Raw genomic sequence first — 24,036 nt, 5'->3', positions numbered from 1 at the left:
CCCTCCTATCTTCATCGACGACGAATCGAAGACGCCTTTCATCCATCGGCGCGCAAAGCGGCGCTTCGCACGGTCAACATCTCGACGCGCGCCCGTTTCACTTCGTACCCGATGCCCGGATCCTCGCGCGCGATGATCGTCCCGCGGCTCGTCACTTCAACCGGCGGATCGATGATGTCCTCTTCCCAGTAACGTGCGCTCGCCGAGACATCGCCCGGAAGGGTGAAACCCTCAAGCGTCGCCATCGCGATGTTGTGCGCGCGCCCGATCCCTGATTCGAGCATCCCGCCGCACCAGACGGGCACGTTGCGTTCGCGACAAACACGTTCGACGCGCCTCGCTTCAAAGTGCCCGCCGACTCTGCCGAGCTTGAGGTTGATGATGCGACAAGCGCCGATCGCGATCGCCTTGCGCGCATCGTCGCTCGAACGGATCGATTCGTCGAGACAGATGGGCGTTTCGATCTGCGCTTGCAACTTGGCATGATCGTACATGTCATCGTAAGCGAGCGGCTGCTCGATCATCATCAGACGATGCTGGTCCAGCGCGCGAAACAGCGGCGCATCTTCGAGCGAGTAAGCGGAATTGGCATCGACCATCAACCGTATGTCTGGAAAGCGTTCGCGCAGACGTGCGACCGCTTCAACGTCCCAACCGGGTTTGATCTTGATCTTGATCCGCTGGTAACCAGCGGCGAGCTCCTTCTCCACTTTAGCGAAGAGGTCTTCGATGCTGTCCTGAATGCCGATCGACACGCCGCACGGAATCTCGCGCCGCACGCCGCCGAGATGTCGCCAAAGGGGCACGCCCAGCTTCTTGGCTTCGAGATCCCAGCAAGCCGTCTCGATCGCCGCCTTCGCCATGCGATGCCCGCGCACGCGCTTCATGAGCGACGAGACGTGCGCGGCGGATTCGATTTCGCGCCCCAAGACCATCGGCGCGAGGAACTGTTCGATGACGCCCCACGCCCCGTCGATCCACTCTTCCGAGTAGAACGGCCCTTCGCCCGCCGTGCACTCACCCCATCCTTCGGCCCCGTCGGCGTCACGGACGCGCACGAGCATGATACGCCGCTGTGTGGTGCGACCGAAACTGGTTTCGAAGAAATGGACGAGCGGAAGGCTTATTTCGCGTAACTCGATCGAATCTATCTTCACTTTCGGCACCTATATCGCGTCGAGAAAAGTCGCGCACGAGCGGAAACCACGATCAAGAGGGATCGAGTTTACTAGGCCAAGGAGAGAATTTGCAAACACGAACGCCCGGGCTCTTGAACGTTTGATCGACGACGGTGGGCACCTTCGCCGAACTCGCTGTGGGAGGGAAGCCAGATCTCCTCGCCGTTGCCTTCAGCGTTTAGGCCGAAATGTGGGCGGAAGAGATGTCCGGGCCGATGTCTTCGGTGCTGGCGGTCTCGCGCCCTTCAAGCGCCGCGCGCATCGTGTGCCAGGGAAGCGTCGCGCACTTGACTCGCACGGGATAGTCGCGCACTCCGGCGAAGATCTTCAACCGACCGAGTTCGTTCGGCTCGCTGTTCTCGTCGAGCTCGCCCGTCACCATCCGATGGAACTGCTCGAAGAGCTTCTCGGCCTCCTCTTTCGTCTTCTCCTTGAGCGCCTGCGTCATCATGCTCGCCGCCGCCTTCGAGATGGCGCATCCGGAGCCGACGAAGCTGATCTCCTTGATCAACTCGCCGTCGAGCTTCAAATAGACCGTCACCTGATCGCCGCACAACGGGTTGAAGCCCTCGGCGCGCGCCGTCGCCTGCTCCATCTCGTAGAAATTGCGCGGCTTGCGATTGTGATCGAGGATCACTTGCTGGTAAAGTTCGCCAAGCTCAGACATCCGACAACCTCACGCCTCGGCCTTCATCTAAAATTTCACTCCCTAGAGAATACGGCCAAGTGCGATCACATTCAATGGGCCAAGTTGAAGACTCCGATCTTGCTTGTAGGCGCTTGATTCGCGACCGGCACATCTGCCGAGCACTTTCAATTGAAGACTTCGATCACCTTCTCGATGGCCGCAGCTAACCGGTCCACTTCTTCCTTCGTGTTATAGAAGGCGAACGAAGCGCGCGCCGTCGCCGGTATCTTGAAATGCTGCATAACGGGCTGCGCGCAATGGTGGCCGGCCCGAATGGCTATCCCCTCTTGATCGAGGATCGTTCCGATGTCATGCGGATGGACGTTCTCGACCGTGAACGAGATGACGCTCGCTTTCTCGCGCGCCGTGCCGATGACGCGCACGCCTTCGATGCTCGACAGCCGTTCCGTCGCGTAACGCAACAACTCCTGCTCGTAGGCGTAGGCCGCCGCCCGATCGATCGAGTTCAGGTAATCGATGGCGGCGCCCAATCCGATTTGCGAGGCGATGGCTGGAGTGCCCGCTTCGAACTTGTTCGGCAACCCGGCGTAGATCGTCCTCTCGAACGTCACGGAACGGATCATGTCGCCGCCGCCCATGAACGGGTTCATCCGCTCGAGAAGTTCCGCCTTGCCGTAAAGTACGCCGCTCCCCGTCGGGCCGAACATCTTGTGGCCGGAGATCGCGTAGAAATCGCAATCCAAATCCTGCACATCGATCGGCAGATGAGGGGCCGCTTGCGCGCCGTCAACAAGGACGGGGATGCCGCGCGCGTGCGCGATGCGGACGATCTCTTTGATGGGATTGACTGTGCCGAGCGCGTTCGACACGTGCGTGACGGCGACGATCTTGGTCCGCTCGTTCAACAACGCTTCGTACTCGTCGAGCAGCAATTCGCCCGCATCGTTCATCGGGATGACGCGCAGACGCGCCCCTTTCTCTTCGCAGAGCATCTGCCACGGGACGATGTTCGCATGATGCTCCATCTCCGAGATGACGATCTCATCGCCCGGCCCGACGAACTTGCGCCCGTAGCCGTGCATCACCAGATTGATCCCTTCGGTCGCGCCGCGGACGAAGATGCACTCACGAGCTTCACGCGCGTTGATGAAGCGCCGCACCTTCTCGCGCGCGCCCTCGTAAGCCGACGTGGCGCGTTGGCTCAAGTAGTGGACGCCGCGATGGATGTTCGAGTGCTCCTCGCGCAAGTAGCGCGTGCCGCGTTCGATCACAAGTTGCGGCACTTGCGACGACGCGGCGTTGTCGAGATAAGCGAGCGGTTTGCCGTTGACCGTCTGATGTAAAACGGGGAAATCGCGCCGGATGCGCTCGACATCCCAATGCCCCAGCTCGCTGACAGCATTTAAATCTTTCTCAGCGGCGATCATCTCTCTCCTCTCCCTGCTCGCTTCGGCCCTCTTTTTGACATTCGCTCTTTCACCAATCGTTCCCCGGCGGCAAGCTATAGGATGGGTGACTTCCTCACCTCACATCGAGCGCCGTCGCATGCAGACGGTTCAAGATCACCTCGTTCAACTGCTCGCGGATCGAATCGACGGCGATCTTCTCGACCACTTCTTCAGCGAACCCGTAGGTCAGAAGGTTGCGCGCCTTTTCGAACGATAGGCCGCGCGTCCGCAAGTAGAAAAGCTCTTCCTCTTCGAGCTGTCCGACCGTCGCCCCGTGCGAGCACTTGACATCATCGGCGAAGATTTCAAGCTGCGGTTTGGTGTCGACGCGCGCTTCGTTCGACAGCATCAAGTTCCGGTTCGTTTGATAAGCGTCCGTCTGCTGCGCTTCGCGGTGGACGTAGATCCGCCCGTTGAAAACGCCGCGCGAACGCCCGTCGAGGATACCTTTGTAGAGCTGAAAGCTCGTGCAGCGCGGCGCGCGATGTTCGATCAACGAGTGTGTATCGGCGTGCTGCCCCGTATCGACCATGTAAAGCCCATCGACACGACACTCGCCGCCCTCTTCGGTCAGAATCGCGGCGATGTTGTGCCGCGCAAGCTGCGCGCCCAACGTGACGGTCGTCGAATGGTACCGCGCCGCGCGCTTCAATTCGACCCACGTCGTCGCCACGTGGAATCCTTGCACGCCCTCCTCTTGTACCTTGTAGTGCTCGAGATGCGCGTTCTCATCGATGTAAATCTCGACGACCGCATCGGTGAAATACGGCTGATCAGCCGCGCCGACGTAGCGTTCGATCAAGGTCGCTTCGCTTTCGCGCTCGGCGACGACGAGCACGCGCGGAAAGCTCATCACCGGACCGGAGTCGGAGATGAAGAGCAATTGGATCGGCGCTTCGACGCGCACGCCGCGCGGTAGATAAACGAACGCGCCATCGGCGATGAAAGCCGTGTTGAGGGCGGCAAAATGCTGTCGATCGAAAGCAGCGCCGCGCGCCAATCGTTCGCCGATCATCTTTTGATGCTCGCTTCGCAAAGCATCGGCCAGGCCCAACACCACAGCTTCACGCGGAAGAGCCGCAAGCGAAGAGAGATCCGACCGGAACCGACCGTTGACGAAGACGAGCACGCTCGATCGCGCTTCCTCGTAGACGCGATCCGCCCAGCGCCGCCCCGCCTCTTCAGCGCCATCGACTGTCCACGATGGGACGAAACGCGCTTTGGCGATCGGCGCGACGTTCGTGTAGCGCCACTCTTCGAGCGTCGGCGCAGGAAAACCCAGTTCGGAAAACTTCTCCAACGCTTCGGCGCGCAGTCGGTCGAGCCAACTAGGCACTTCGCTCGCCGTCCGCTGTCGCAACTGCTCGTAAGCTTCGAGATAAAGACCCGTCTCTTTCGCCTCGGTTGCCTGTGTCATCATCTTTACGCGCTCGCTGTCACTCCTGCTTCGGATTTGATCCAGTCGTACCCCTTCTCCTCCAACTCCAACGCCAGCTCCTTGCCCCCGGAACGAACGATGCGCCCGCGATAGAGCACATGAACGTAATCGGGGATGATGTAGTTGAGGATGCGCTGGTAGTGCGTCACAAGGATGATGGCGTTGTCCGGACGGCGCAGCTTGTTGACGCCATCGGCGACGATGCGCAATGCGTCGATGTCGAGACCGGAATCGGTCTCGTCGAGGATGGCTAGCTTCGGTTCGAGCACGGCCATCTGCAGTATCTCGTTGCGCTTCTTCTCGCCACCGGAAAAGCCCTCGTTGACCGAACGGGACATGAAGCTCAAGTCCATATCGACGAGCTTGGCCCGCTCGGCGAGCAACTCTTTGAATTCGAGCGGATCGAGTTCCTCCAGCCCCTGATGCTTGCGTTTCTCGTTGTAGGCGAGGCGAAGCAGTTGCGCGTTCGACACGCCGGGCACTTCGACCGGATACTGGAAGGCCATGAAGACGCCTTCGCGCGCACGCTCATCCGGGTCCATCTCCAAAAGGTTCTTGCCTTCATAGATGATCTCGCCCTCGGTCACTTCGTAGGCCGGATGGCCCGCCAGCACCTTGGCGAGGGTCGATTTTCCGGACCCGTTCGGCCCCATGATGGCGTGCACCTCGCCGGCGCTGACTTTCAAGTCGATGCCGCGCAAGATCTCTTGATCGTCAATCGTCGCATGCAAATTACGAATCTCCAGCATGAATCCACTCCGTCTATCGTTTGCAGATGAAAACTCGCTCATTCACCCAAAGCTTCGGTCGAAAGAGGGGAGAAAGCGACCGAAGTCGCCTCTCCCCTCGCCTCCTCATCCGACGCTGCCTTCGAGCTTGATGCCGAGCAGCCGTTGAGCTTCGACGGCGAACTCCATCGGAAGCTCGCGGAAGACCTCTTTGCAGAAGCCGTTGATGATCAGACTGACAGCATCCTCTTGCGACAGCCCGCGCTGTTGCAAGTAGAAGAGCTGCTCTTCAGAGATGCGCGAAGTGGTCGCTTCGTGCTCGGCGCGCGAACTGTTGTTCATCACCTCGATGTACGGGAAGGTGTTCGCGCTGCACTCGGAGCCGATGAGCATCGAGTCGCACTGCGTGAAGTTGCGCGCGTTCTCAGCCTTCGGCAAAATCTTGACCAATCCGCGATAGCTGTTCGAAGACTTGCCAGCAGCGATGCCCTTCGAGACGATGGTCGAGCGCGTGTTCCGCCCGATGTGGATCATCTTGGTGCCCGTATCGGCCTGCTGGCGATGGTTCGTCAAAGCGACCGAGTAGAACTCGCCGATGGAGTTATCGCCCATCAGGATCACGGACGGATACTTCCACGTGATGGCGGAGCCGGTCTCGACCTGCGTCCACGAGATCTTCGAGTTGCGCCCCAGACACTTGCCGCGCTTGGTCACGAAGTTGTAGATGCCGCCGCGCCCCTCTTCGTCGCCCGCATACCAGTTCTGTACGGTCGAGTACTTGATCTCGGCATCGTCCAGCGCGACTAGCTCGACGACCGCCGCGTGCAACTGGTTGCGATCGTACATGGGCGCAGTGCACCCTTCCAAATACGAAACATAGGCGCCCTCTTCGGCGACGATGAGCGTACGCTCGAACTGGCCCGACTCGGCGTTGTTGATGCGGAAGTAGGTCGAAAGCTCCATCGGGCAGCGCACGCCCTTCGGGATGTAGCAGAAAGAGCCGTCGGAGAAGACCGCGCTGTTCAAAGCCGCGTAGAAGTTGTCGTTCGGCGGCACGACCGATCCCAGATACTTGCGCACGAGATCCGGATACTCGCGAATCGCCTCGGACATCGAGCAGAAGATGATCCCCATCTTCTTCAGCTTCTCCTTGTAGGTCGTCGCCACCGACACGGAATCGAAGACGGCATCGACGGCCACGCCCGCCAACAGCTTCTGCTCGTGTAGCGGGATGCCGAGCTTCTCGAACGTGCGCAAAAGCTCCGGATCAACCTCGTCCAAGCTCTTCTTCTTCGGGCGCTGCTTCGGCGCGCTGTAATAGACGATGCTCTGAAAGTCTATTTCGGGATAAGTGATGTTCGGCCAGTGGCGCGGCTCGCGCATCGTCACCCAGTGGCGATACGCCTTCAGACGAAACTCAAGCATCCAATCCGGCTCGCCTTTGCGCTCCGAGAGCAGACGGATGATCTCCTCGTTCAATCCGCGCGGGAAATCTTCGTACTCGATCTCGGTGACGAAGCCGTACTTGTACTCGCGATTGGCAAGCAGTTCGATGTTCGTGCTCATGACTCCCTCTTCGACTCCGAATTTGTTCCAAATCTCACTTTCAATCGCCCGCCTCGCGCCTTGCAGATCTTACGTTTCAGGCGCTCTTCTTCGGCGCAGCGTGGCGCGCTAATCCCTGAATCTGATGGAGCGCCGCGCCGACGCTCTTTTCGGGCCCGACAAGCTGCGCGAGCGTGATCTCAGACAATGCTCGCTCGACGATCTCGTGAAGGCTGATGATCACAGGACGGATGCCGCAATCGCTCGTGTGTATGCACGCCTGCAACGTCCCAGGGTAACTGCGGCAGTAATCCTGCAACCCGCCCTTGTCGAGCACCTTGATGATCTCGCTCAAACGTATCTCCGAAGCCGGTCGCGCCAGCATATAACCGCCCTTGGTCCCGCGAATTGAGCGGACTAGACCGGCTTTGTTCAAGATCCAGAGGAGCTTGCCCGCATAGGCGACCGTGATCCCCTCGCGCTCGGCGATCTGCGCGAGCGTTAGATACTCGCCCGAACCGAGCCGGGCAAGTTGCAGCAAACACCGCAACCCGTACTCCTCTTGCGCTGAGACCTTCATCCTTGCGACGAGCTTAAACCTCTGATGCGGACACCGAGCATTCTAAGGAAATCTTGACAAAAAAGTCAAGATTTCCGCCCCTCGCTCATCCAGCCTCTACGGCCTGCCGTCCCTCGGCGGTGCGTTGTCGGTCGGATTTCCAGCCCCGCTGCGGGTCGCGCCAGTTGTCGAGCAGCGCCACCTTGTGAACGCACGAGACCGTGCAGTAAGGGGCGCACCACTTCTCCGTGTGATACTCGCGCTCCAGATCCTCCCGGGTGTACTGTTCGAGCGGGATGCCCGGCACGCCGCGCTGTTGCGAGCAGTAATGGACCAGCCCATCTTCGCAGATGTAGAGATAGCGCGCGCCCGCGCGACAGCGCCACTGATTCGGCTTGCCGGCGGCCAGATTCTCCTGAAACCAACCGAGCCGGGCGTACTCGGCCTTGTTCAGCTTTTTGACCTCGTCGTAGACGCGCCGCTCGCGCTCGTTGAGCGGTTTCAAGCAACCTGATCCGTCGTGGATGATGCCGATGGTGCTCGTAAAGCCGAGTTCGATGGCGCGGCGGGCGATCACCAGCGCGTCTTCCGGGTGGCGTATGCCGCCGCCGACGACCGAGTTGATGTTGACGTGAAAGTCGGCAAGCTGCGCGAGGTTCTGCAGGCGTTTGTCGAGCAGCCGCAAACTCTTTTTCGACACGTCATCGGGTTCGACATTGTCGATGCTGATCTGCAGGTACTGCAACCCGGCTTGGTTGAGCTTCTTGATCCGTTCGGGCGTCATGTAGAAGCCGTTCGAGATCAGCCCGGCGATCATGTGACGGCGACGTATGTGGGCGATGATCTCGTAAATTTGCGGGTGCATCATCGGCTCGCCGCCCGAGATGGTGACGATCGAGGTGCCAAGCTCAGCCAGCTTATCGAGCCGCCGCCGCATCACCTCCAGCGGCACGGGCTGCGAGACGTGGTCGAACTCGTTGCAGTAAGCGCAGGCGAGATTGCAACGGCGCATCGGGATGATGTGGGCCAAGACCGGATGGCGCGTAGACAGCAGCGCGCGGGCGAGAAACAACCCTTCGCGCAGTTTCAACTTGAGAAACGTGGTCCTCTTCATCGCCACTTCAAGCTTCTCTTGCGATCGAGCCTCGGCGACTAAACATACGCGACCGCACGTGCTAAAGGCAAGCGGCGTTCACAAGGTTGTGGCTGTGAGGGGAAGAGAGCCAGCCTGATAGTTGAAGATCCGCGCCCAGACGCGCCATCAACTCTGGATCTTCTTCACCTCTGGCCCGAGGCGCAGGCGAAACTCGTCAGGCGAAAGACGAACGTTGCGCTGCAAATTGGTCAAACGCACCGTAGTCGAGTCATCATTCTTTTCGACGACCTTGACTTGGATCGGCATCCCGGAATCATCGACCCAGATCTCCGCGTGTTTGAAGTTCGCTTGACCTTTGGGGACGAGCTTGAGATGCACGGTATGAACGCCGCCCCACAACGTCTCTTCGCCCATGTATTCCGGCTCATGGAACCGACTCTCGAGTTCGCGGCGCGAGACGTTCAAGCCGAAGCCGAGAACGTTGGCCACCTTGCTTCGCGTCGAGTTGGCGTTGCCGACGTAGGCCGTGTTCAGGCGCGGACGGAAGAGCGTATACTTTCCGTCGGAAACGACGAGGATCTCGTGTTGCGGGCTGTTCCATTCGACGCGCACGCGCGCGTTGCGCCCCGAACCAGGCAAGTAGATCACCGTACCGGCGTAGCGATCGACGTCGCGAATCTGCGCGTTGTAGCGCTCCATGCTGATCGACGCGCGCAGCGAACGCAAGCTGCGGCGGTTCTGTTCCATTCGATTGAGGATCGAATTGACGAGCCCGCTCTTCTGCGCTTGCGCAAGCGGTGGGGCGATGGTGAAGATCAAAAACGATGCGATCAAAGCCAAGGACGACCTTTTCATGAATCCTTCTCTGATTGCCTCCCGTGAACTTCTGAAGGAAGTCGGCGATTATAGTCTCGCACTAGCGGATGTCAATCTCGTAAGCGATGATCTTTCCGCGCGAATCGCGTGCCGGATGGACAGCCAGGATCTCCACGTTACGGTTTACGACCGTTCGCAACCTCCCTTCCAACTTTCGCACATCAGGCGCATCGCCCACTTCATCCGCCATAACCACCACGCGGGTTATAGTTCGATGTCCGGTCGGCCCGTTCGGTTCACCGCTCTGGAACCAACTTTTCGGCGTAAGGAAGATGAAAGCGAGGATAAGGAGACAGAGCACGTCATATTGCCACGTCGTGCGACCATAGGCCCAGAAGAAGATCCTTTTCAAAACGGCGCCCCAGTAGCTCATCCCAGTAGCTCATCTATGCGGCACGACTCTCGCCAGCTTAGACCTTCAGGCTCTCGCGCGGCTCGACGATCCGGCCATCACGCATGTGAATGATACGCCGGCACATCGCCGCCGCCTCGGGGTTGTGCGTGATCATGATGATCGTCTGATTGAAGCGGTAATTCAACTCTTGAAACATATTGAGCACGATGGCGGAATTTTCCGAATCGAGGTTGCCGGTCGGCTCATCCGCCAACACGATTGCCGGGCGCGTGATCACCGCGCGCGCTAACGCCACGCGCTGCTGTTCGCCGCCAGAAAGTTCCGAAGGTTTATGATGCATTTTGTCTTCGAGCCGGAGCAAACGCAATATCTCGCGCCGGCGTTCGGGATCATCCGCGCCGTTACGCGCATGGATCCTTTCAGCTAGGCGGAGGTTGCCTTCCGCCGTGAGCGTCGGGAAGAGATTGAATCGCTGAAAGACGAATCCGATCTTGCGTCTTCTGATATCGGTCCGTTTCGCGTCCGAAGCGGCCGTCAAGTCTTCGCCATCGATGATGATGCGCCCGCGCGTCGGCGTCAGCAATCCGCCCAACAGGTGAAGGAGGGTCGATTTGCCGCACCCCGATGGCCCCATAATCGCGACGAAATCGCCCTCTTCGACCTCGAACGTAACGCCGCGCAAGGCGTGGACATCGACCTTGCCGACGCGATAGACCTTCTCCAAATTTTCCGCCCTCAGAATCGTCTTCATGAACCGAGCCTGGCCGTTTTTGATAAGATCCTACCACAGGAGAGCGAGGCGTTCACTCATAGGCGAGCGCCTCGATCGGATCGAGACGTGCGGCGCGCACCGCCGGATATAAAGCTCCCAAAGCGCCTCCCAACACTCCGATCATGATCGCCGTTATGGTCCACCCCCAGCTGAATTCGAAGATGAGGCCGTAGAGATCGTGGATCAAACGACCGGCGATGAGCGCGACCGCGAACCCGAGCGCCGAACCGATCGCGCTGATCAGCAGAGCCTCCTTCTCGATCTCGCTGATGATGAAAGCGTGCGAAGCTCCCAAAGACTTCAGGATGCCGATCTCATAGGTTCGCTCCGTGATCGTCGTATACATCGCCAACATGACGACGAGCGCGCTGATGACGGCGCCGAGTCCGACGAGCACGCGCAAGAAGACCGGCAACAGAGGGATGCTCCGTTCGACGTTCATCACCACGTCGCGCGTCAGTTGGATCTTGTTCCCGGGCAGCGTTTGATCGATCCGCCGCGCGACTTGGAGCACATCCTCGCCTTCGCGACATTTGACCAGAATATAAGTGCATTTTCCGGGGGCTTCTAAAACCTCCTGCATCGCCGCCAAAGACATCTTCACGCGCGCGCCCGATTCCGGACTGTAGATGCCGACGACGCGATACGGCCTATTCCCGAAGAGCTGGATCGTCCCGCCCGCTCGCAGATTGCGTTCGCGCGCTTTGACCGCATCGATGACGACCTCATCGTTTGCCGCTGGCGCGCGTCCCTCGATGAGATTGATGCCGTTCATCATCGCATATGACGCCCAATCGACCCCTTCGATCTGCTCGAACCCGAACCCGCGCCCATCTTGATAGATGTAACGAATCACGGGGAGCGCTCGCTCCACGCCGGGTATCGCCTCTAGAAGTTGGACGTAGCGTGTGCTCAGATTGGCCGTCGAACTGGTCAACTGCAAAGATCCAGGCCGCGTGAAGATCAGCTCGGCGCGGATGTTCAGCGAGCGCCGCTGCAGATCGTTCGACATCCCGCGCGATAATCCCGTAAAGAGGAGGATGAGGCTGACGCCGAGCGCCACGCCGACAATTGAGATCAGCGTGCGCACGGGGCGCTGCCTGATATTGGCGATGACCAAGCTTTTGTCCGACATCTCAACTAATTCGCCGCCCGGATCGGACGCTGAATCGGATGCGACCTAACGCTTAGCAGAAGGTTCCCCCTTCTCGATCGCATCCAGATCAACTTCCGGCAGTTGCCATTTATTCTGAAGGACGAAGATGCTCGGATCGTAATCGCGATCCAAAACGACCGCCTCGGGCGCCTGATAGGCGACCAAGATCGAGTAGCGATCCTGCGGGCGCGTCAACTCGATCCGCGAGGGTAGAACGTAACGGCCATCGGCCCCGAAACTCCGCTGCTCCTTGTAACTGACGTCGGTCACCAATCGCCCGCGCTCATCGAACGTCTGCATCCGCGCCAACCGCAACGCGCCATAACGATCGAACCAGAAACGGCGCGCCACATGCGCGTGGTTGCTCCCATCCATCACCAGCTCATCGAGGAGATAGTAGCCGCGGATCACGCGCGCTCCTCTTTTGGCTCCCGGACGGGTATCAGGCTCTTCGGCGAAAGCCTCACTGGAGACATATACAAAAGATGCGCTCGGCCTGATCGGATTAATCAGCAGCGCATCGGTGAAATGTTGTGGACGCAATCCCGAAAGCGCGCTGACCGTGCGCTTCACCTCCTTTTCGCCATCACCGTTGCCTTGACACGGATGAGACTCTCCGTTGAGTTTCAACCGGCTATAATCGGCCAAGTTCGTGCCCTTGACGAAACGACGATAGCGCTCTCCGCCTTGAAGGATGGCGACGCGGAAACGCTCACCGTCGCTGGTCATCTCGGCCACACTCGTCCCGATGAACGGAGCCTGAATCGCCAGATAGATCTTGCCGGGGCGTTCCAAGATCAGAGTCCCATCAGCCCGACTGTACTTCTCCACAACTCCGCACTCGGCGAAAGAGGTGTCGAGAAATTGAATATCGACCTTGCCTCGCAGCGAGCGCACGGCGGCGAGCCGATTGACCTCAGCGATGAGCCGGTCCGTATCGGCTTCGACGAGCGGCGCAAGAAGCGGCGCAACTTGAACTCTGCTCTTGATCCCAAGCCGATCGCACCCGCTCAGGGCCAGCCATCCGAAGGCGAAGACACATAAGAGCAGCGCGCGCCGATGTGAAAGACCCAATCCGATGTGCATAAGCTATGCGATTTTATTTTAAGACGGGCGAAGTGAGCAAACTGACGGGATCATCTTCACCATAAAGCGAGCAAGCTAGCAACGCGGCGTGCGGTCTGTCAATCTCGGCGAGGGGAAGATCAGGGCGCGCAGGAACTTGACATCCTTCACGCGCCTTAAGTATTCTGTGCGTTCGCGCTTTCGACGTCTCTTTACCAAAGAGAAGGCCTTATGTCAACATATTTTCCCAGCGGAGTTGGGCTCGCAGAGAAACGCCGATGGTACGTCGTCGATGCCGCGGGGCAGCCCGTCGGGCGGCTCGCGTCGCGGATCGCGCGTATCTTGATGGGCAAACATAAACCCGACTGGACGCCCTTTCTCGACATGGGCGATCATGTCATCGTGATCAACGCCCGTCACGCGATCTTTAAAGGCGGCAAAGCCACGAAGAAGATTTATCGCTATCACACGCTCTGGCCGGGCGGACTGCGCGAGATCCCGGTCCGCGAGATGTTCGCCAAACACCCAGAGCGAGTGATCGAATGGGCGGTGCAAGGGATGCTGCCCAAGACGAAACTCGGGCGGGCGATGGCGCGCAAGTTGAAAGTTTATGCCGATGCTGAACATCCGCACGCCGCGCAACGTCCCGAGATGCTCGATCTATTCGGAAGCGAGAAGAAATAGGAGATCATCACATATCAGGGCGAAGAGACTGTGACCGAGATTCAATATTACGGAACAGGACGGCGTAAGACTTCAACGGCGCGCGTTTACCTGCGCCCCGGCACAGGCAAGATCATCATCAACCGTCGCAGCCTAGAGGACTATTTCCCGAGCGAGACGCTGCGCACGATGGTGCGTCAACCCTTGCTGTTGACTGAAACCCTCGGTAAATTTGATGTCTACGCCAACGTCGCTGGCGGCGGCCTCTCAGGCCAAGCCGGGGCCGTGCGGCACGGCATCACGCGCGCGCTTCTTGAGTTCAACGCCGAGTTGCGCCCGACGCTGAAACAAGCGGGTCTCGTGCGGCGCGACCCGCGGATCAAAGAGCGCAAAAAGTATGGGCAGAAGGGCGCACGCAAACGCTTCCAATTCTCGAAGAGATGATCCGGCCCGCGCGGAACTCATGGGCGGTCAACCGCGCGGCCTCGACACCATTGCTGCGTTCGGATTGGTTGCGGTAATCCGAAAGCGAGCGCAGCGAGTACACTAAACCAATCGCCAAAAGGAGGGTTTCGTTGGTCACCGTCACGATGAAAGAGCTCTTGGAGGCCGGAGTCCATTTCGGCCACCAAGTCAAACGCTGGAACCCGAAGATGAAAGAGTACATCTTCGGCGAGCGTAACGGCATTTCGATCATCGATCTACAGAAAACGCAGCGCCTCTTTCGCGAAGCCATCCAGTTCGTCACCAATCTGATGGCGGAAGATCCCAACCGTACGATCCTTTTCGTCGGAACCAAAAGGCAGGCGCAAGATGCCATCCGCGAGGAGGCGACGCGCGCCGGGCAGTTCTACGTCAATCAACGCTGGCTCGGCGGTCTGCTCACCAACTTTCAGACCATCCAGAAATCGATCAAGAGATTGAAAGATCTCGAAGCGATGCAGACGGATGGGCGATACGAGAAGCTGACCAAGAAAGAGCGCATCCGCCTGGATCGCGAACGGGAAAAGCTGGAGCAGACATTAGCCGGCATCAAGGGGATGACGAAACTGCCTGATGCGCTCTTCATCATCGACGTCCGGAAAGAAGAGATCGCCGTGCGCGAAGCGAACCGACTGGGGATCCCCGTCATCGCCGTCGTCGATACCAACTGCTCGCCCGAGGGGATAGACTACGTCATCCCGGGCAACGACGACGCGCTGCGCGCCGTGCGCCTTTTCGCCTCGCGCATCGCCGATGCGATCATCGAAGGGCGCCAGATGCTGGCCAAGGAGAGCGAAGAGGCTGCCGCAGAGGAGGCGGAGAAAGCGCCGGCAGCCGAATCCTCGTCCCAGGATAGCGACTCCGCCGCAGTCGACACAGCCTCCACGGAGGGCGCAGGGGCCGAATCCGTTATCGCTCGATAAAAGTTCCAGCGATCAACAAGCGTCGCGGCGCAGCCTTCCAAAGGGTCTTTCCCGTTTCGGCTGCGCTTGCTTCTCGCGCATTAACACGATACATCTTGACTTAGGAGAGCGTGCAATCATGGCAGAGATTACGGCGAGCGCCGTCAAAGCGTTGCGCGAAAAGACGGGCGCCGGCATGATGGAGTGCAAGAGTGCGCTGATCGAAGCTGGCGGCAATGAGGAATTGGCGATCGAGATCCTGCGTAAACGCGGCCTCGCTTCAGCCAAGAAGAAGGAGGGTCGGATCGCCGCCGAAGGGGCCGTCGGTTCGTATATTCACATGGGCGGCAAAGTCGGCGTGCTCGTCGAAGTCAATTGCGAGACCGACTTCGTCGCGCGCACGGAGGAGTTTCAACAACTCGTCAAAGACATCGCGATGCATATCGCCGCGGCGGAACCGCGTTACGTCTCGCGCGAGGAGATCCCAGCTGAAGTGCTCGAGAAAGAGCGCGAAATCGCTCGCGAGCAAGCGAAGAGCGATCCGAAGAATGCGAATAAGCCCGAGCATGTCATCGAAAAGATCGTCGAGGGGCGTTTGGCCAAATTCTATGAGGAGACGGTCCTTCTCGATCAACCGTTCGTCAAAGATCCGGCGAAGACCGTCAAGGAGTTGATCGAAGAGAAGATCGCGAAGACGGGCGAGCGGATCGCGGTGCGCCGTTTCACCCGTTACAAGATGGGCGAGGGTTTGGAGAAACGCGCGGCGGATTTCGGCGCTGAAGTGGCCGCGTTGCTCGGCAACGATCAATGAGAGGGGATGAGAAGATGACCTCTTCCCAAAGCTCAACCATAGCGCGACGCCCGAACTACCGGCGCATCCTGCTTAAACTCTCCGGCGAGGCGCTGATGGGCGAACAGGGCTATGGCGTCGATGTTAAGGTGGCGCGAAGCGTCGCCGAAGAGATCAAAGCCGTCCACGATGCGGGCGTGGAGGTGGCGATCGTCGTCGGCGGCGGGAATATCTTTCGCGGAGTGTCGGCGAGCGCGCAGGATATGGACCGCGCCTCTGCCGATTACATCGGGATGCTGGCCACGGTGATGAACGCCGTCGTCTTACAAGACGCGCTCGAAAAGCTCGGGGTCTACACCCGCGTGATGTCCGCCATCGATATCCCGCAAGTCGCCGAGCCGTTCATCCGTCGCCGCGCCATTCGACATCTGGAGAAAGGGCGCGTCGTGATCTTCGCCGCTGGCACGGGCAACCCGTACTTTACCACCGATTCGGCAGCGGCGCTGCGCGCGTTGGAGATCAAAGCGGATGTCATCCTCAAGGCGACGAAAGTCGAAGGGATCTATTCCGCCGATCCAGCCAAAGACGAAACGGCTGAACTCTATGATCGCATCTCCTACCAAGAGGTGCTCGAACAACAGTTGAAGATCATGGACGCTTCGGCCATTTCGCTTTGCATGGATAACAACCTTCCCATCATCGTCTTCAATATGAAGACGCCGGGCAACATCGTCCGCGTCATCATGGGGGAGCCCGGCGTCGGCACACAAGTCTCTGCCGAGCGTGCGACCGCGCGCACGACGATCGAACCATCCATCCAGCATGGAGCGTGAAGAGGGCCTATGGACGTGAAGACCGTGATCAAAGAGACGAAACCACGTATGGAGGCGGTGATCGAAGATCTGCGGCGCAAGCTCGCCACCATTCGCACGGGACGAGCGACCGTCAGCCTGCTCGATTCAGTGGTCGTCGATTATTACGGTGTGCCCACGCCGCTAAATCAAATGGCCTCGATCCACGTGGCGGAGCCGCAATTGATCACCGTCCAACCGTGGGATCAATCGCAACTGGGCGCCGTCGAAAAGGCCATCCGCAACGCCGACCTTGGGTTGAATCCGACCAACGATGGGAAGATCATCCGAGTGCCAGTGCCACCTCTCACCGAAGAAAGGCGCAAACAACTCGCCAAACAGGTCCACGAGATCGCGGAGGATCATCGCACGGCAGTGCGCAACATACGCCGCGACGCCAACGAACGATTGAAGAAGATGTTCAAGGACAAGCTCATCTCCGAAGATGATGAGCATGACGGGCTCGAAGAGGTCCAGAAACTGACCAACACTTACATCGCGAAGATAGACGAACTAGCCAAACACAAAGAGGAAGAGATCCTGCGCGTTTGACCCGCTCCGAACGCGATTAGAGCCCAGCGAAAGGGGCGCGCCCCTTTCGCTGAACTTCCAGTCGCGGATCGCCACATCGCCTCAGCGAGCGGCCCCGTCTTTAGATGATTTTGCGGAAGCGTTTGACCGAAATCGCTCCCATCATCCCCGTGCCGAAGAGCAGGAGCGTCGCCAACTCCGGCACGGCGACCGGCGATGGATCGAGCTGACCTTCGACGACGAGATTGTCTATCCGGTTATTGCCAGTAGCGCTCGTCGCCCCATTGAAGACCACTCTAAATCCGGCCAGCGGATTATCGTTCAAGGCGGCGATGCCGCTCAGATCGAAGGCCTGCGTGGCAAAAGCGCTCGATGGCGTAAACGAGCTGAAAGTCAACCAACTTACTCCGCCATCCACCGTGTAAAGGAAAGCGTTACTGTTAAAGCCTGTGCTCGTCCCTCGCACGGCGAACGAGACGCGGATCGAACTGTACCCTTGCGTGCTGACGAACCACGTCAAATCTCTCCCGTTGTTCGCCTTATCCTCCAACTCGAGCGCTTGTCCCGCCGGGTCGCCGCCGCGGGCATTGACGGTCGAACCGGAAGAGAAGCTCACATCGCCCGAATTGAAGCTAGTCGTTAACGTCGCCGTGCGCGTAGCGCGACTGACGTTCAAAGTGCCGTCGTTGAAGTTCCACACGGCGATCTCATCCGCATGCGCGCAGATCGCCGAGACGAGGAAGAAGCAGAAGGATAATGAGGTTCGTTTCATCTTTCGATCGCCTCCTTCTCTTTTGACTGGACCAGCGAAAGCATCTGAGCCGTGAGGTGGCCGAATGAGCCCTACGGTAGTGCTTTGCTGAAACGCCGAACGACTTGCAGCGTAAGGATCGACGTTCGGCATAAAGTCGAAGTGTCGGGTAGTTTAACCGCTCCCGGACCGCTTCGACAAGCCCCTTCTTCAAGGCGATCGAGCAACAACTCCGAGCGGATGATATACCGGCTCCCGAACCGCTTCGACAAGCCCCTTCTTCAAGGCGGCAGCTCGCGCCCCTTTCGATCGGGATTCGGAGCGCTCATAGGGGAACCGATTCGCTGTTTCGAGCATCCTTCAGACCGATCCAGCGATCGCGCCATCGAACCGCGCGCGCTCGATCCCATCTTCAATCGATCTCGCCTCCGCGAGCGTATCTTGGCGGCAGGTTTTCCAGTTCGCGTTGGACAGCCTGTTTCAAATCTTCAAGTTCCGCTTCATCGAGCAGATGGGCCGGAAGCGAATAGACCATACTTTCCTCCAGTTCGTTGTGCGCGCTGAGCCGTCTTTTAACGGCCTCGATCTTCTCCAACACTTGGGCAAACCGCCCCTCATCCTCGCTCAACGCGCGCGCCAATTTTATGGCCTCAGCTAACGTCGCCATGAAGAAGTTATGATCTTCACGCAAGCGCGCGATAAGCGAAGCGATGCGTTCCCTCTGCCCCGCTTCGAGACGGTCGCCCGACCGCAGAATGCGCGGGAAGAGCCGCACGTTCTCGGCGCGAATGTGCACAGCTAAGCGCGCCCAAGCAAGATCGAGCAGAGCTAAAGCTCGTTCGTGATCCTTCGCTTTCAATGCCGTCTCCGATTGCGCGAAGAGATCGTCAATGGCATCATGATCACTGGCCAGTAAGCTATTCAACATCGCTTAAGTTGCAGAAAGCGTTTTTCAAATTATGTTGAGGCAAAAGGCTCGCAAAACTTCAAGCTTGACGCATCGATTCTTCAAAGCGCGCCCCGAAAGCTGAACGATTGATGAGCAAGCAAGCGAGCGCAAAGAGCGATAGCAGTATGAACCCAAGCGTATAGCTGCCGGTCGCATCTTTGACTGCGCCGAGAACGAGCGGCGGGAAGAATCCGCCGAGTCCACCGAAAGCCCCGACCAATCCGGTCACCGTTGCCGTCTCTTTTGGAAAGCAAAGAGGTACAAGCTTGAAAACGGCTCCGTTGCCTGCTCCCAAGGCGGCGGCTCCGCCGAGCGCTCCTGCGGTGAAAGTCAGCATCTGTCCGTGGCTCATCAACAATCCGCAGAGGATGAGAGCGCAGAAAACGATCGCCAATATGCGCGCGCCGCCGAAGCGGTCAGCGAGCCAACCGCCGAGCGGACGCATCAAGGTGGCAAGGATGATGAAACCAGCCGTGCGAGCTCCGGCATCCATCGCCGAGAGGGCAAACTCGGTGCGCAAAAGGGTCGGCAGATAGATGGCGAGCGCGACAAAGCCACCGAAAGTCAGAAAATAGAAGAGCGAAAGCACCCACGCGAGCGGGGAACGTTTGAGGAAGAGCAAGCCATCGAACAAACTTCCGGACTTAGGTTCCGCCACTGCATCTCGAGCCATGAGGTAGAAGAGCACGCTCATAATCAAGGAAAGCGATGCGAAAGCGAAACAGACCGGACGCCAATCGCCCAACAATGAGATCAACGTCGGAACGCCGAAGACGGCAAGCGATTGTCCGATGTTGCCCATGCCGTAAACGCCGAGAGCGAAGCCTTGTCTCTCTGGAGGGAACCATTTCGATGTGAAACCAACGCCGACAGGGAAGGTAGTCCCAGCAATCCCTAGCAACACTGTGCCGACGACGAGTTGTGTGTAGCTTGTCGCCAACCCAATCAATATGGCAGGCAAAGCGGCCAACAGCAACAGCAGAGAGAACGTGCGCCTACCGCCATAACGATCAGCGAACAACCCGGCAGGCAATCTTCCGAGCGAACCGAGAAGGACCGGCGAGGCGACCAACAAGCTGGTCTGCGTCGCTGAAAGGTCATAAAGGCGCGCGAAGGTCGGAGCAAGCGCGGAGACGAGCCCCCATACGGCGAATGAGACCGCAAAGGCGATTGTCGCCAACGCCAGCGCACGATTGGCTTGCGCGCTTTCACTCATGCTCTTCCCCGCTCCAAAATCATGATCGAAGTTGACTCCAAACTTCTCGCTATGCGCCCAGTTTCCGCCGTGAAGCTTCAGATCGCTTCAGATGAGCGCCCCCTCGTTTAATGGTCCATCCTTTTCGCTTCCCATCAGAGTTGGGCGCCACCAAAGAAGAACCGACAACGCAATAAAGAAACAGATTGCGGAAGAGATGACCAATGGAAGCAGCAGATCAAAACGCGCGGCTAGCGAGGCTTCGACCGTAGCTGAAAGGATCCAGAGCTGCGCGATATTGATCATCACGAGCAGGATGAGGCGCGCTTGCTCCACGGCGGCGCGCCCCGCCAGTCTCCTCGAACGAAGCCGCAAACTGCCGCGACTACTTACTCCGACTTTCGCCAAACGGGATGCCATGAAACCGCCATCTCCCGCACATCAAAGCGCAATCAACTCCATTTACCATTTGGTCGCCATGCTCATGATCAAGCGCGCGAGAGAACTCACACATCAAAGCGCGATCAACTGCATTTACCATCGCGCTCGCTGGAAAGATCCGAAACGAAGAGACGCCCGAAACGCCCACCTCCACCGGCCTCACGCCCTACGGCCCAGATGCCATCGCCTCTGACCTCGAGGACGATGCGATCGAGCGGGCGCGGCGGCGGACCGTATAGGACGTTTCCTGTCTTCAGGTCGAAAGCGCCCTCGTGGCACGGACATTCGAGTCGCCCGTGTCTGCGTTCGTAGTAGACTGGACATGACAAATGAGTGCATTTCTGTCCATAAGCGTAGTAGTTTCCATCTTCGGCGCGCACCAGAATGGCTGAATCCCTTTCGGTCGGATAGCGGAAGTTGAGGGCTTCGCCGGGCTGTAAATCTTCCGCGCCTTCGATGCGCAAGGGCTTGAACGGCGGGACACGTTGCGCCTCCCAATAGCTTTTGGCGGCGAACCCCACAGCGCTCAGAAAGAAAGCTGCCGATGTGAAACCGAGGAAACGGCAGAACTCGCGTCGCGCCACCTGCGCTTCCTCGTCGCGCTCGTATGGAAACTCGCGTTGATACGGCGCGCTCGCGCGCCTTACCTCCCTTTCATCCGAAAGCGGCGTGAGCGATTCATCCTTCGTCATGATAGCGCTTCGCCTCCAAGCTCGCTAGAATTCATTCCTCTTATCCGCCGTCTCGACTTGGGCGTCCAACCAAGATTCGCGGAAAGAAGGCTCGCCGTCCTCATCGACTCGGATCTCATCCGCCTCGATGGGCAACATCAAGTAGACCTTCGTCTCGACGCGCTGGTGGCCGAAGATGTGCACGTTGACGGGGCGCACATCGCGCCGCTGAGGCACGATCTCCTCGTACCGACCGTAGGTGAGCGCGCCCGTCGGACAGACGCTCGCGCACATCGGCTTCAAACCTTCCGCCGTCCGGTCGAAGCAGAGATCGCATTTCATCTGCAGGTGCATCGCCGTGTTGTACTTCGGCACGCCGAACGGACAGGCGTTGACGCAGTTGCGGCAATCGAGGCAGCGCGGCTCCATCGCCGTCATCACCACACCATCCTCGGAGACCTTGATCGCATCGGCTGGACAGACGAGCGCGCAGGTCGGCTCGACGCAATGCATACAGATGGTCGGCATGGTGGCCGTCGTGTGTCCCCGATCGAGATAATCGACGAAGATCATCGAATGGCCTTTGTGCGTCCCGCACTCGCGACAAGCGGAGACGCACGCGCGACATCCGATGCACCGCCGCGGGTCGATGAACATCGTCTCTTCCATCTTCCGCCTCCAAAACGCTATGTCACTTCGGGCGATCGCGGTTTCAAGCCTCGCTCTGCGAGGCGCCCTTGCGCCTCGCGCCGTAGAGCGGCAATGCGCCGCCCTTGAGCCTCTCGATGCGCGCCGCGCAAGCTTTGAATTCCGGAATCTTCGACACGGGATCGAGCACCGGATTGGTCAACAGATTGGCCGCCTGCGGCTCCGGCCAGTGATACGGGATGAAGATCGTATCGGGCCGGATCGTTTCGGTGATGAGCGCCGGGAAGATGCCCTCTCCGCGGCGCGAACGGACGCGCACGCGCTCGCCGTCCTGTATGCCCAACCGGCGCGCCGTCTCCGGGTGGATCTCGACGTAAGGCTCCGGGCACTGGTCCACCAAGAACTTGATGCGCCGCGTCTGATTGCCCGACAGGTACTGGTAGACGACGCGCCCCGTCGTCAAGATCAACGGGAACTCCTCATCCGGCGTTTCGGCAGGCGGCTCATACTCGACCGCATGAAAGCGCGCTCTGCCGTCCGGATGATAAAAGATATGATCCTCGAATAAGCGCGGCGTCCCCGGATGGTCCGGCGTCGGGCAGGGCCAGAAGATGCCGTCGTTCTGCTCGATCTTCTCCCACGTCATGCCGTAGTAGTCGGCGTTGCCGCCGCGCGAAGCGAGACGTATCTCTTCGAAGATGTCGCGTGAGCTTTGAAATGGGAAATACTTTCCGCGCCCCAGACGGCGCGCGATCTCGCAGACGATCCACCAATCGTGGCGCGCTTCGCCGGGCGGGTCGTTGGCGCGATTGATCTTGATAACGCGCCCTTCGCCGTTGGTCGTCACGCCTTCGTCTTCGCTCCAAGCGGTTCCCGGCAGGACGACATCGGCGTACCGCGCGCTCTCGGACATGAAGAAGTCGATGCAGACGTAGAAGTCGAGTTCTTCGAGCGTGCGGCGCACCGTGTTCGTGTCGGGCAAACTGACCATGACGTTGTTGCAGATCGAAAGCAGGCCGCGAATCTCGCCGCGCCGCATCCGTTCGAACATCTCGACGACCGACACGCCCGCCGGCGGCAGCTCTTCTTCGCTGATGCCCCACACGGCGCAGATCGCGCGGCGATGTTCGGGATTGGAGATCGAGCGCTGGCCCGGCAATTGATCGGCCTTTTGCCCGTGTTCGCGCCCGCCTTGGCCGTTGCCCTGTCCGGTGATCGTCCCGTAACCGCGCCCGGGCGCGCCGATCTTGCCCGTCGCCAGCACGAGGTTGATGTAGGCGAGCGCGTTGTTGACGCCGTGCGAATGGTGTTCGATGCCGCGCGCGTGAAAGACCATCGCCGTGCGCGCTCGCCCGTAGAGTCTCGCCGCCGCAACTATTCTTTCCGCGGGCACGCCCGTGATCTCAGCCGCCACTTGTGGCGTGTAGCGCGCGACCGTCGAGCGCACCTCGTCCCATCCGACGGTGTGGTTGGCGATGAAATCATGATCGATCAGCCCTTCTTCGACGATGACGTGCAACAGGGCGTTGGCGAGCGCAACGTCGGTGCCGGGCCTAAGCTGCAGATGAACGTCGCCTTGGCGCGCGGTCGGCGTCTGGCGCGGATCGACGATGATCCAGCGCCCGCCGTTGTCGCGCTGCTGCCAGAGGAACTTGTTGAGAATGGGAAAGGTCTCGGCGCAGTTTGCGCCGGCGATCAGCAGCACTTCGGCGAGCGGGATGTCGCTCCACGGATTGGCCGAGCCTCGATCCACCCCGAAGGCTTTGAGATTGGCCGCCGCCGCCGAGACCATGCACAATCGCCCGTTGTAATCGACGTAGCGCGTGCCGAGCGCGACGCGCGCGAACTTGCCCATCAAGTAGGTCTTCTCGGTCGTCAGCGATGAACCGGAATAGACGGCGAGCGCGTCTTTGCCGTGCTTGGCCTGAATCTCGCGAAATCGCGCGACGACGAGATCCAAAGCTTCGTCCCACGAGGCGCGCACGAACTTCCCATCGCGCTTGATCAGCGGATGGAGCAGGCGATCCGGATGGTGGACCTGCAAGTAGGCCGTGACGCCTTTGGGGCAGAGACGCCCTTCGTTGACCGGGAAATCGTAGCGCGGTTCCAAACCGACGACGCGCCCTCGTTCCACGAGCAGGTAGAGGCCGCACTGCATGCCGCAATATGGGCAGTGCGTCGGCACCATGCGCTCGATCTCGCGATCGGCGCGCCAGCCGTCGTACGGCGCATCGTGCAAGTGCGGGCCGAACTCTCTGACCACCTCTTGAAGATCGCCGATCTTGCTCATGACGTT

26 protein-coding genes are annotated in these 24,036 nt (G+C 59.4%); 6 read left to right on the top strand and 20 right to left on the bottom strand.

The window, feature by feature from the left end; translation table 11 throughout:
- Positions 1–38: 38 nt before the first annotated feature.
- The 13 genes from menC to PYK22_RS04770 form a co-directional block, all read right to left on the bottom strand.
- Positions 39–1,157, bottom strand: a complete 1,119-nt coding sequence (menC, locus tag PYK22_RS04830) for an o-succinylbenzoate synthase (RefSeq protein WP_083437677.1) — start codon at positions 1,155–1,157, stop codon at positions 39–41.
- Between the two features lie 199 nt (positions 1,158–1,356).
- Positions 1,357–1,845 (bottom strand): Fe-S cluster assembly sulfur transfer protein SufU, encoded by a 489-nt coding sequence (sufU, locus tag PYK22_RS04825; RefSeq protein ID WP_041975035.1) that lies wholly within the window; start codon positions 1,843–1,845, stop codon positions 1,357–1,359.
- A 146-nt stretch (positions 1,846–1,991) separates the two neighbouring features.
- A complete protein-coding gene (locus PYK22_RS04820; RefSeq protein WP_041975033.1) occupies positions 1,992–3,254 on the bottom strand; it encodes a cysteine desulfurase in 1,263 nt (420 codons plus the stop codon).
- A gap of 94 nt (positions 3,255–3,348) precedes the next feature.
- Positions 3,349–4,695 (bottom strand): Fe-S cluster assembly protein SufD, encoded by a 1,347-nt coding sequence (sufD, locus tag PYK22_RS04815; RefSeq protein WP_060635345.1) that lies wholly within the window; start codon positions 4,693–4,695, stop codon positions 3,349–3,351.
- A 2-nt stretch (positions 4,696–4,697) separates the two neighbouring features.
- Entirely contained in the window at positions 4,698–5,462 is a 765-nt protein-coding gene (gene sufC, locus PYK22_RS04810) for a Fe-S cluster assembly ATPase SufC (protein ID WP_041975485.1), read from the bottom strand.
- Between the two features lie 105 nt (positions 5,463–5,567).
- Positions 5,568–7,007: a Fe-S cluster assembly protein SufB gene (sufB, locus tag PYK22_RS04805; protein WP_041975031.1), complete on the bottom strand. Its 1,440-nt coding sequence runs from the start codon at positions 7,005–7,007 to the stop codon at positions 5,568–5,570.
- A 76-nt stretch (positions 7,008–7,083) separates the two neighbouring features.
- Complete coding sequence (locus PYK22_RS04800; protein ID WP_041975029.1) at positions 7,084–7,566, bottom strand: RrF2 family transcriptional regulator; 483 nt, start codon at positions 7,564–7,566, stop codon at positions 7,084–7,086.
- 85 nt (positions 7,567–7,651) lie between these two features.
- Entirely contained in the window at positions 7,652–8,659 is a 1,008-nt protein-coding gene (locus tag PYK22_RS04795; protein WP_041975028.1) for a radical SAM protein, read from the bottom strand.
- Between the two features lie 147 nt (positions 8,660–8,806).
- Positions 8,807–9,496, bottom strand: a complete 690-nt coding sequence (locus PYK22_RS04790) for a LolA family protein (protein WP_041975026.1) — start codon at positions 9,494–9,496, stop codon at positions 8,807–8,809.
- A gap of 61 nt (positions 9,497–9,557) precedes the next feature.
- Positions 9,558–9,890, bottom strand: coding sequence for a hypothetical protein (locus PYK22_RS04785; protein ID WP_041975025.1), 333 nt, complete (start codon positions 9,888–9,890; stop codon positions 9,558–9,560).
- A gap of 37 nt (positions 9,891–9,927) precedes the next feature.
- Positions 9,928–10,623: an ABC transporter ATP-binding protein gene (locus PYK22_RS04780; protein WP_041975024.1), complete on the bottom strand. Its 696-nt coding sequence runs from the start codon at positions 10,621–10,623 to the stop codon at positions 9,928–9,930.
- A gap of 52 nt (positions 10,624–10,675) precedes the next feature.
- Entirely contained in the window at positions 10,676–11,779 is a 1,104-nt protein-coding gene (locus PYK22_RS04775; RefSeq protein ID WP_041975022.1) for an ABC transporter permease, read from the bottom strand.
- Between the two features lie 45 nt (positions 11,780–11,824).
- The gene (locus PYK22_RS04770; protein ID WP_041975020.1) at positions 11,825–12,886 is read right to left on the bottom strand and encodes a hypothetical protein; all 1,062 of its coding nucleotides are present in this window, start codon (positions 12,884–12,886) and stop codon (positions 11,825–11,827) included.
- A gap of 210 nt (positions 12,887–13,096) precedes the next feature.
- Between PYK22_RS04770 and rplM the strand changes: the two genes are divergently transcribed.
- The 6 genes from rplM (at position 13,097) to frr (ending at position 17,106) form a co-directional block, all read left to right on the top strand.
- Positions 13,097–13,549: a 50S ribosomal protein L13 gene (gene rplM, locus PYK22_RS04765; RefSeq protein ID WP_041975018.1), complete on the top strand. Its 453-nt coding sequence runs from the start codon at positions 13,097–13,099 to the stop codon at positions 13,547–13,549.
- A 30-nt stretch (positions 13,550–13,579) separates the two neighbouring features.
- Positions 13,580–13,972 (top strand): 30S ribosomal protein S9, encoded by a 393-nt coding sequence (rpsI, locus tag PYK22_RS04760; protein ID WP_041975017.1) that lies wholly within the window; start codon positions 13,580–13,582, stop codon positions 13,970–13,972.
- Positions 13,973–14,103: 131 nt separating this feature from the next.
- The gene (gene rpsB, locus PYK22_RS04755) at positions 14,104–14,934 is read left to right on the top strand and encodes a 30S ribosomal protein S2 (RefSeq protein WP_099606169.1); all 831 of its coding nucleotides are present in this window, start codon (positions 14,104–14,106) and stop codon (positions 14,932–14,934) included.
- A 118-nt stretch (positions 14,935–15,052) separates the two neighbouring features.
- Positions 15,053–15,724, top strand: coding sequence for a translation elongation factor Ts (gene tsf / locus PYK22_RS04750; RefSeq protein ID WP_041975014.1), 672 nt, complete (start codon positions 15,053–15,055; stop codon positions 15,722–15,724).
- A gap of 14 nt (positions 15,725–15,738) precedes the next feature.
- Complete coding sequence (gene pyrH, locus PYK22_RS04745) at positions 15,739–16,536, top strand: UMP kinase (RefSeq protein WP_041975483.1); 798 nt, start codon at positions 15,739–15,741, stop codon at positions 16,534–16,536.
- 9 nt (positions 16,537–16,545) lie between these two features.
- Positions 16,546–17,106: a ribosome recycling factor gene (gene frr / locus PYK22_RS04740; protein ID WP_041975013.1), complete on the top strand. Its 561-nt coding sequence runs from the start codon at positions 16,546–16,548 to the stop codon at positions 17,104–17,106.
- 100 nt (positions 17,107–17,206) lie between these two features.
- Here frr and PYK22_RS04735 read toward each other — a convergent pair whose 3' ends face one another.
- The 7 genes from PYK22_RS04735 to PYK22_RS04705 all read right to left on the bottom strand — a co-directional run bounded on the left by PYK22_RS04735 (position 17,207) and on the right by PYK22_RS04705 (position 24,030).
- A complete protein-coding gene (locus PYK22_RS04735) occupies positions 17,207–17,857 on the bottom strand; it encodes a hypothetical protein (RefSeq protein ID WP_041975011.1) in 651 nt (216 codons plus the stop codon).
- A gap of 391 nt (positions 17,858–18,248) precedes the next feature.
- Positions 18,249–18,764: a hemerythrin domain-containing protein gene (locus PYK22_RS04730; RefSeq protein ID WP_041975010.1), complete on the bottom strand. Its 516-nt coding sequence runs from the start codon at positions 18,762–18,764 to the stop codon at positions 18,249–18,251.
- Between the two features lie 58 nt (positions 18,765–18,822).
- Entirely contained in the window at positions 18,823–20,001 is a 1,179-nt protein-coding gene (locus PYK22_RS04725) for an MFS transporter (RefSeq protein ID WP_041975009.1), read from the bottom strand.
- Positions 20,002–20,088: 87 nt separating this feature from the next.
- Entirely contained in the window at positions 20,089–20,400 is a 312-nt protein-coding gene (locus tag PYK22_RS04720) for a DUF6755 family protein (protein WP_157770680.1), read from the bottom strand.
- Positions 20,401–20,504: 104 nt separating this feature from the next.
- Positions 20,505–21,113, bottom strand: a complete 609-nt coding sequence (locus PYK22_RS16380) for a QcrA and Rieske domain-containing protein (protein WP_060635344.1) — start codon at positions 21,111–21,113, stop codon at positions 20,505–20,507.
- Between the two features lie 24 nt (positions 21,114–21,137).
- A complete protein-coding gene (locus PYK22_RS04710; protein ID WP_041975005.1) occupies positions 21,138–21,761 on the bottom strand; it encodes a 4Fe-4S dicluster domain-containing protein in 624 nt (207 codons plus the stop codon).
- Between the two features lie 43 nt (positions 21,762–21,804).
- Positions 21,805–24,030 carry a molybdopterin oxidoreductase family protein gene (locus PYK22_RS04705; protein ID WP_041975004.1) on the bottom strand — a complete coding sequence of 742 codons (2,226 nt, stop codon included), beginning with the start codon at positions 24,028–24,030 and terminating at the stop codon, positions 21,805–21,807.
- Positions 24,031–24,036: the final 6 nt, after the last annotated feature.

Origin of the sequence: Pyrinomonas methylaliphatogenes, assembly GCF_000820845.2 — a bacterium.
Classification (GTDB): domain Bacteria; phylum Acidobacteriota; class Blastocatellia; order Pyrinomonadales; family Pyrinomonadaceae; genus Pyrinomonas; species Pyrinomonas methylaliphatogenes.
This window is presented reverse-complemented; position numbering and strand designations above follow the sequence as displayed.

Bases quoted from the DNA above. Each gene is read 5' to 3' on its own strand.
- sufU (WP_041975035.1), bottom strand. From the start codon at position 1,845: ATGTCTGAGCTTGGCGAACTTTACCAGCAAGTGATCCTCGATCACAAT.
- PYK22_RS04820 (WP_041975033.1), bottom strand. From the start codon at position 3,254: ATGATCGCCGCTGAGAAAGATTTAAATGCTGTCAGCGAGCTGGGGCAT.
- sufD (WP_060635345.1), bottom strand. From the start codon at position 4,695: ATGATGACACAGGCAACCGAGGCGAAAGAGACGGGTCTTTATCTCGAA.
- sufC (WP_041975485.1), bottom strand. From the start codon at position 5,462: ATGCTGGAGATTCGTAATTTGCATGCGACGATTGACGATCAAGAGATC.
- sufB (WP_041975031.1), bottom strand. From the start codon at position 7,007: ATGAGCACGAACATCGAACTGCTTGCCAATCGCGAGTACAAGTACGGC.
- PYK22_RS04800 (WP_041975029.1), bottom strand. From the start codon at position 7,566: ATGAAGGTCTCAGCGCAAGAGGAGTACGGGTTGCGGTGTTTGCTGCAA.
- PYK22_RS04795 (WP_041975028.1), bottom strand. From the start codon at position 8,659: ATGAAGAGGACCACGTTTCTCAAGTTGAAACTGCGCGAAGGGTTGTTT.
- PYK22_RS04790 (WP_041975026.1), bottom strand. From the start codon at position 9,496: ATGAAAAGGTCGTCCTTGGCTTTGATCGCATCGTTTTTGATCTTCACC.
- PYK22_RS04785 (WP_041975025.1), bottom strand. From the start codon at position 9,890: ATGAGCTACTGGGGCGCCGTTTTGAAAAGGATCTTCTTCTGGGCCTAT.
- PYK22_RS04780 (WP_041975024.1), bottom strand. From the start codon at position 10,623: ATGAAGACGATTCTGAGGGCGGAAAATTTGGAGAAGGTCTATCGCGTC.
- PYK22_RS04775 (WP_041975022.1), bottom strand. From the start codon at position 11,779: ATGTCGGACAAAAGCTTGGTCATCGCCAATATCAGGCAGCGCCCCGTG.
- PYK22_RS04770 (WP_041975020.1), bottom strand. From the start codon at position 12,886: ATGCACATCGGATTGGGTCTTTCACATCGGCGCGCGCTGCTCTTATGT.
- rplM (WP_041975018.1), top strand. From the start codon at position 13,097: ATGTCAACATATTTTCCCAGCGGAGTTGGGCTCGCAGAGAAACGCCGA.
- tsf (WP_041975014.1), top strand. From the start codon at position 15,053: ATGGCAGAGATTACGGCGAGCGCCGTCAAAGCGTTGCGCGAAAAGACG.
- pyrH (WP_041975483.1), top strand. From the start codon at position 15,739: ATGACCTCTTCCCAAAGCTCAACCATAGCGCGACGCCCGAACTACCGG.
- frr (WP_041975013.1), top strand. From the start codon at position 16,546: ATGGACGTGAAGACCGTGATCAAAGAGACGAAACCACGTATGGAGGCG.
- PYK22_RS04735 (WP_041975011.1), bottom strand. From the start codon at position 17,857: ATGAAACGAACCTCATTATCCTTCTGCTTCTTCCTCGTCTCGGCGATC.
- PYK22_RS04730 (WP_041975010.1), bottom strand. From the start codon at position 18,764: ATGTTGAATAGCTTACTGGCCAGTGATCATGATGCCATTGACGATCTC.
- PYK22_RS04725 (WP_041975009.1), bottom strand. From the start codon at position 20,001: ATGAGTGAAAGCGCGCAAGCCAATCGTGCGCTGGCGTTGGCGACAATC.
- PYK22_RS04720 (WP_157770680.1), bottom strand. From the start codon at position 20,400: ATGGCATCCCGTTTGGCGAAAGTCGGAGTAAGTAGTCGCGGCAGTTTG.
- PYK22_RS16380 (WP_060635344.1), bottom strand. From the start codon at position 21,113: ATGACGAAGGATGAATCGCTCACGCCGCTTTCGGATGAAAGGGAGGTA.
- PYK22_RS04710 (WP_041975005.1), bottom strand. From the start codon at position 21,761: ATGGAAGAGACGATGTTCATCGACCCGCGGCGGTGCATCGGATGTCGC.
- PYK22_RS04705 (WP_041975004.1), bottom strand. From the start codon at position 24,030: ATGAGCAAGATCGGCGATCTTCAAGAGGTGGTCAGAGAGTTCGGCCCG.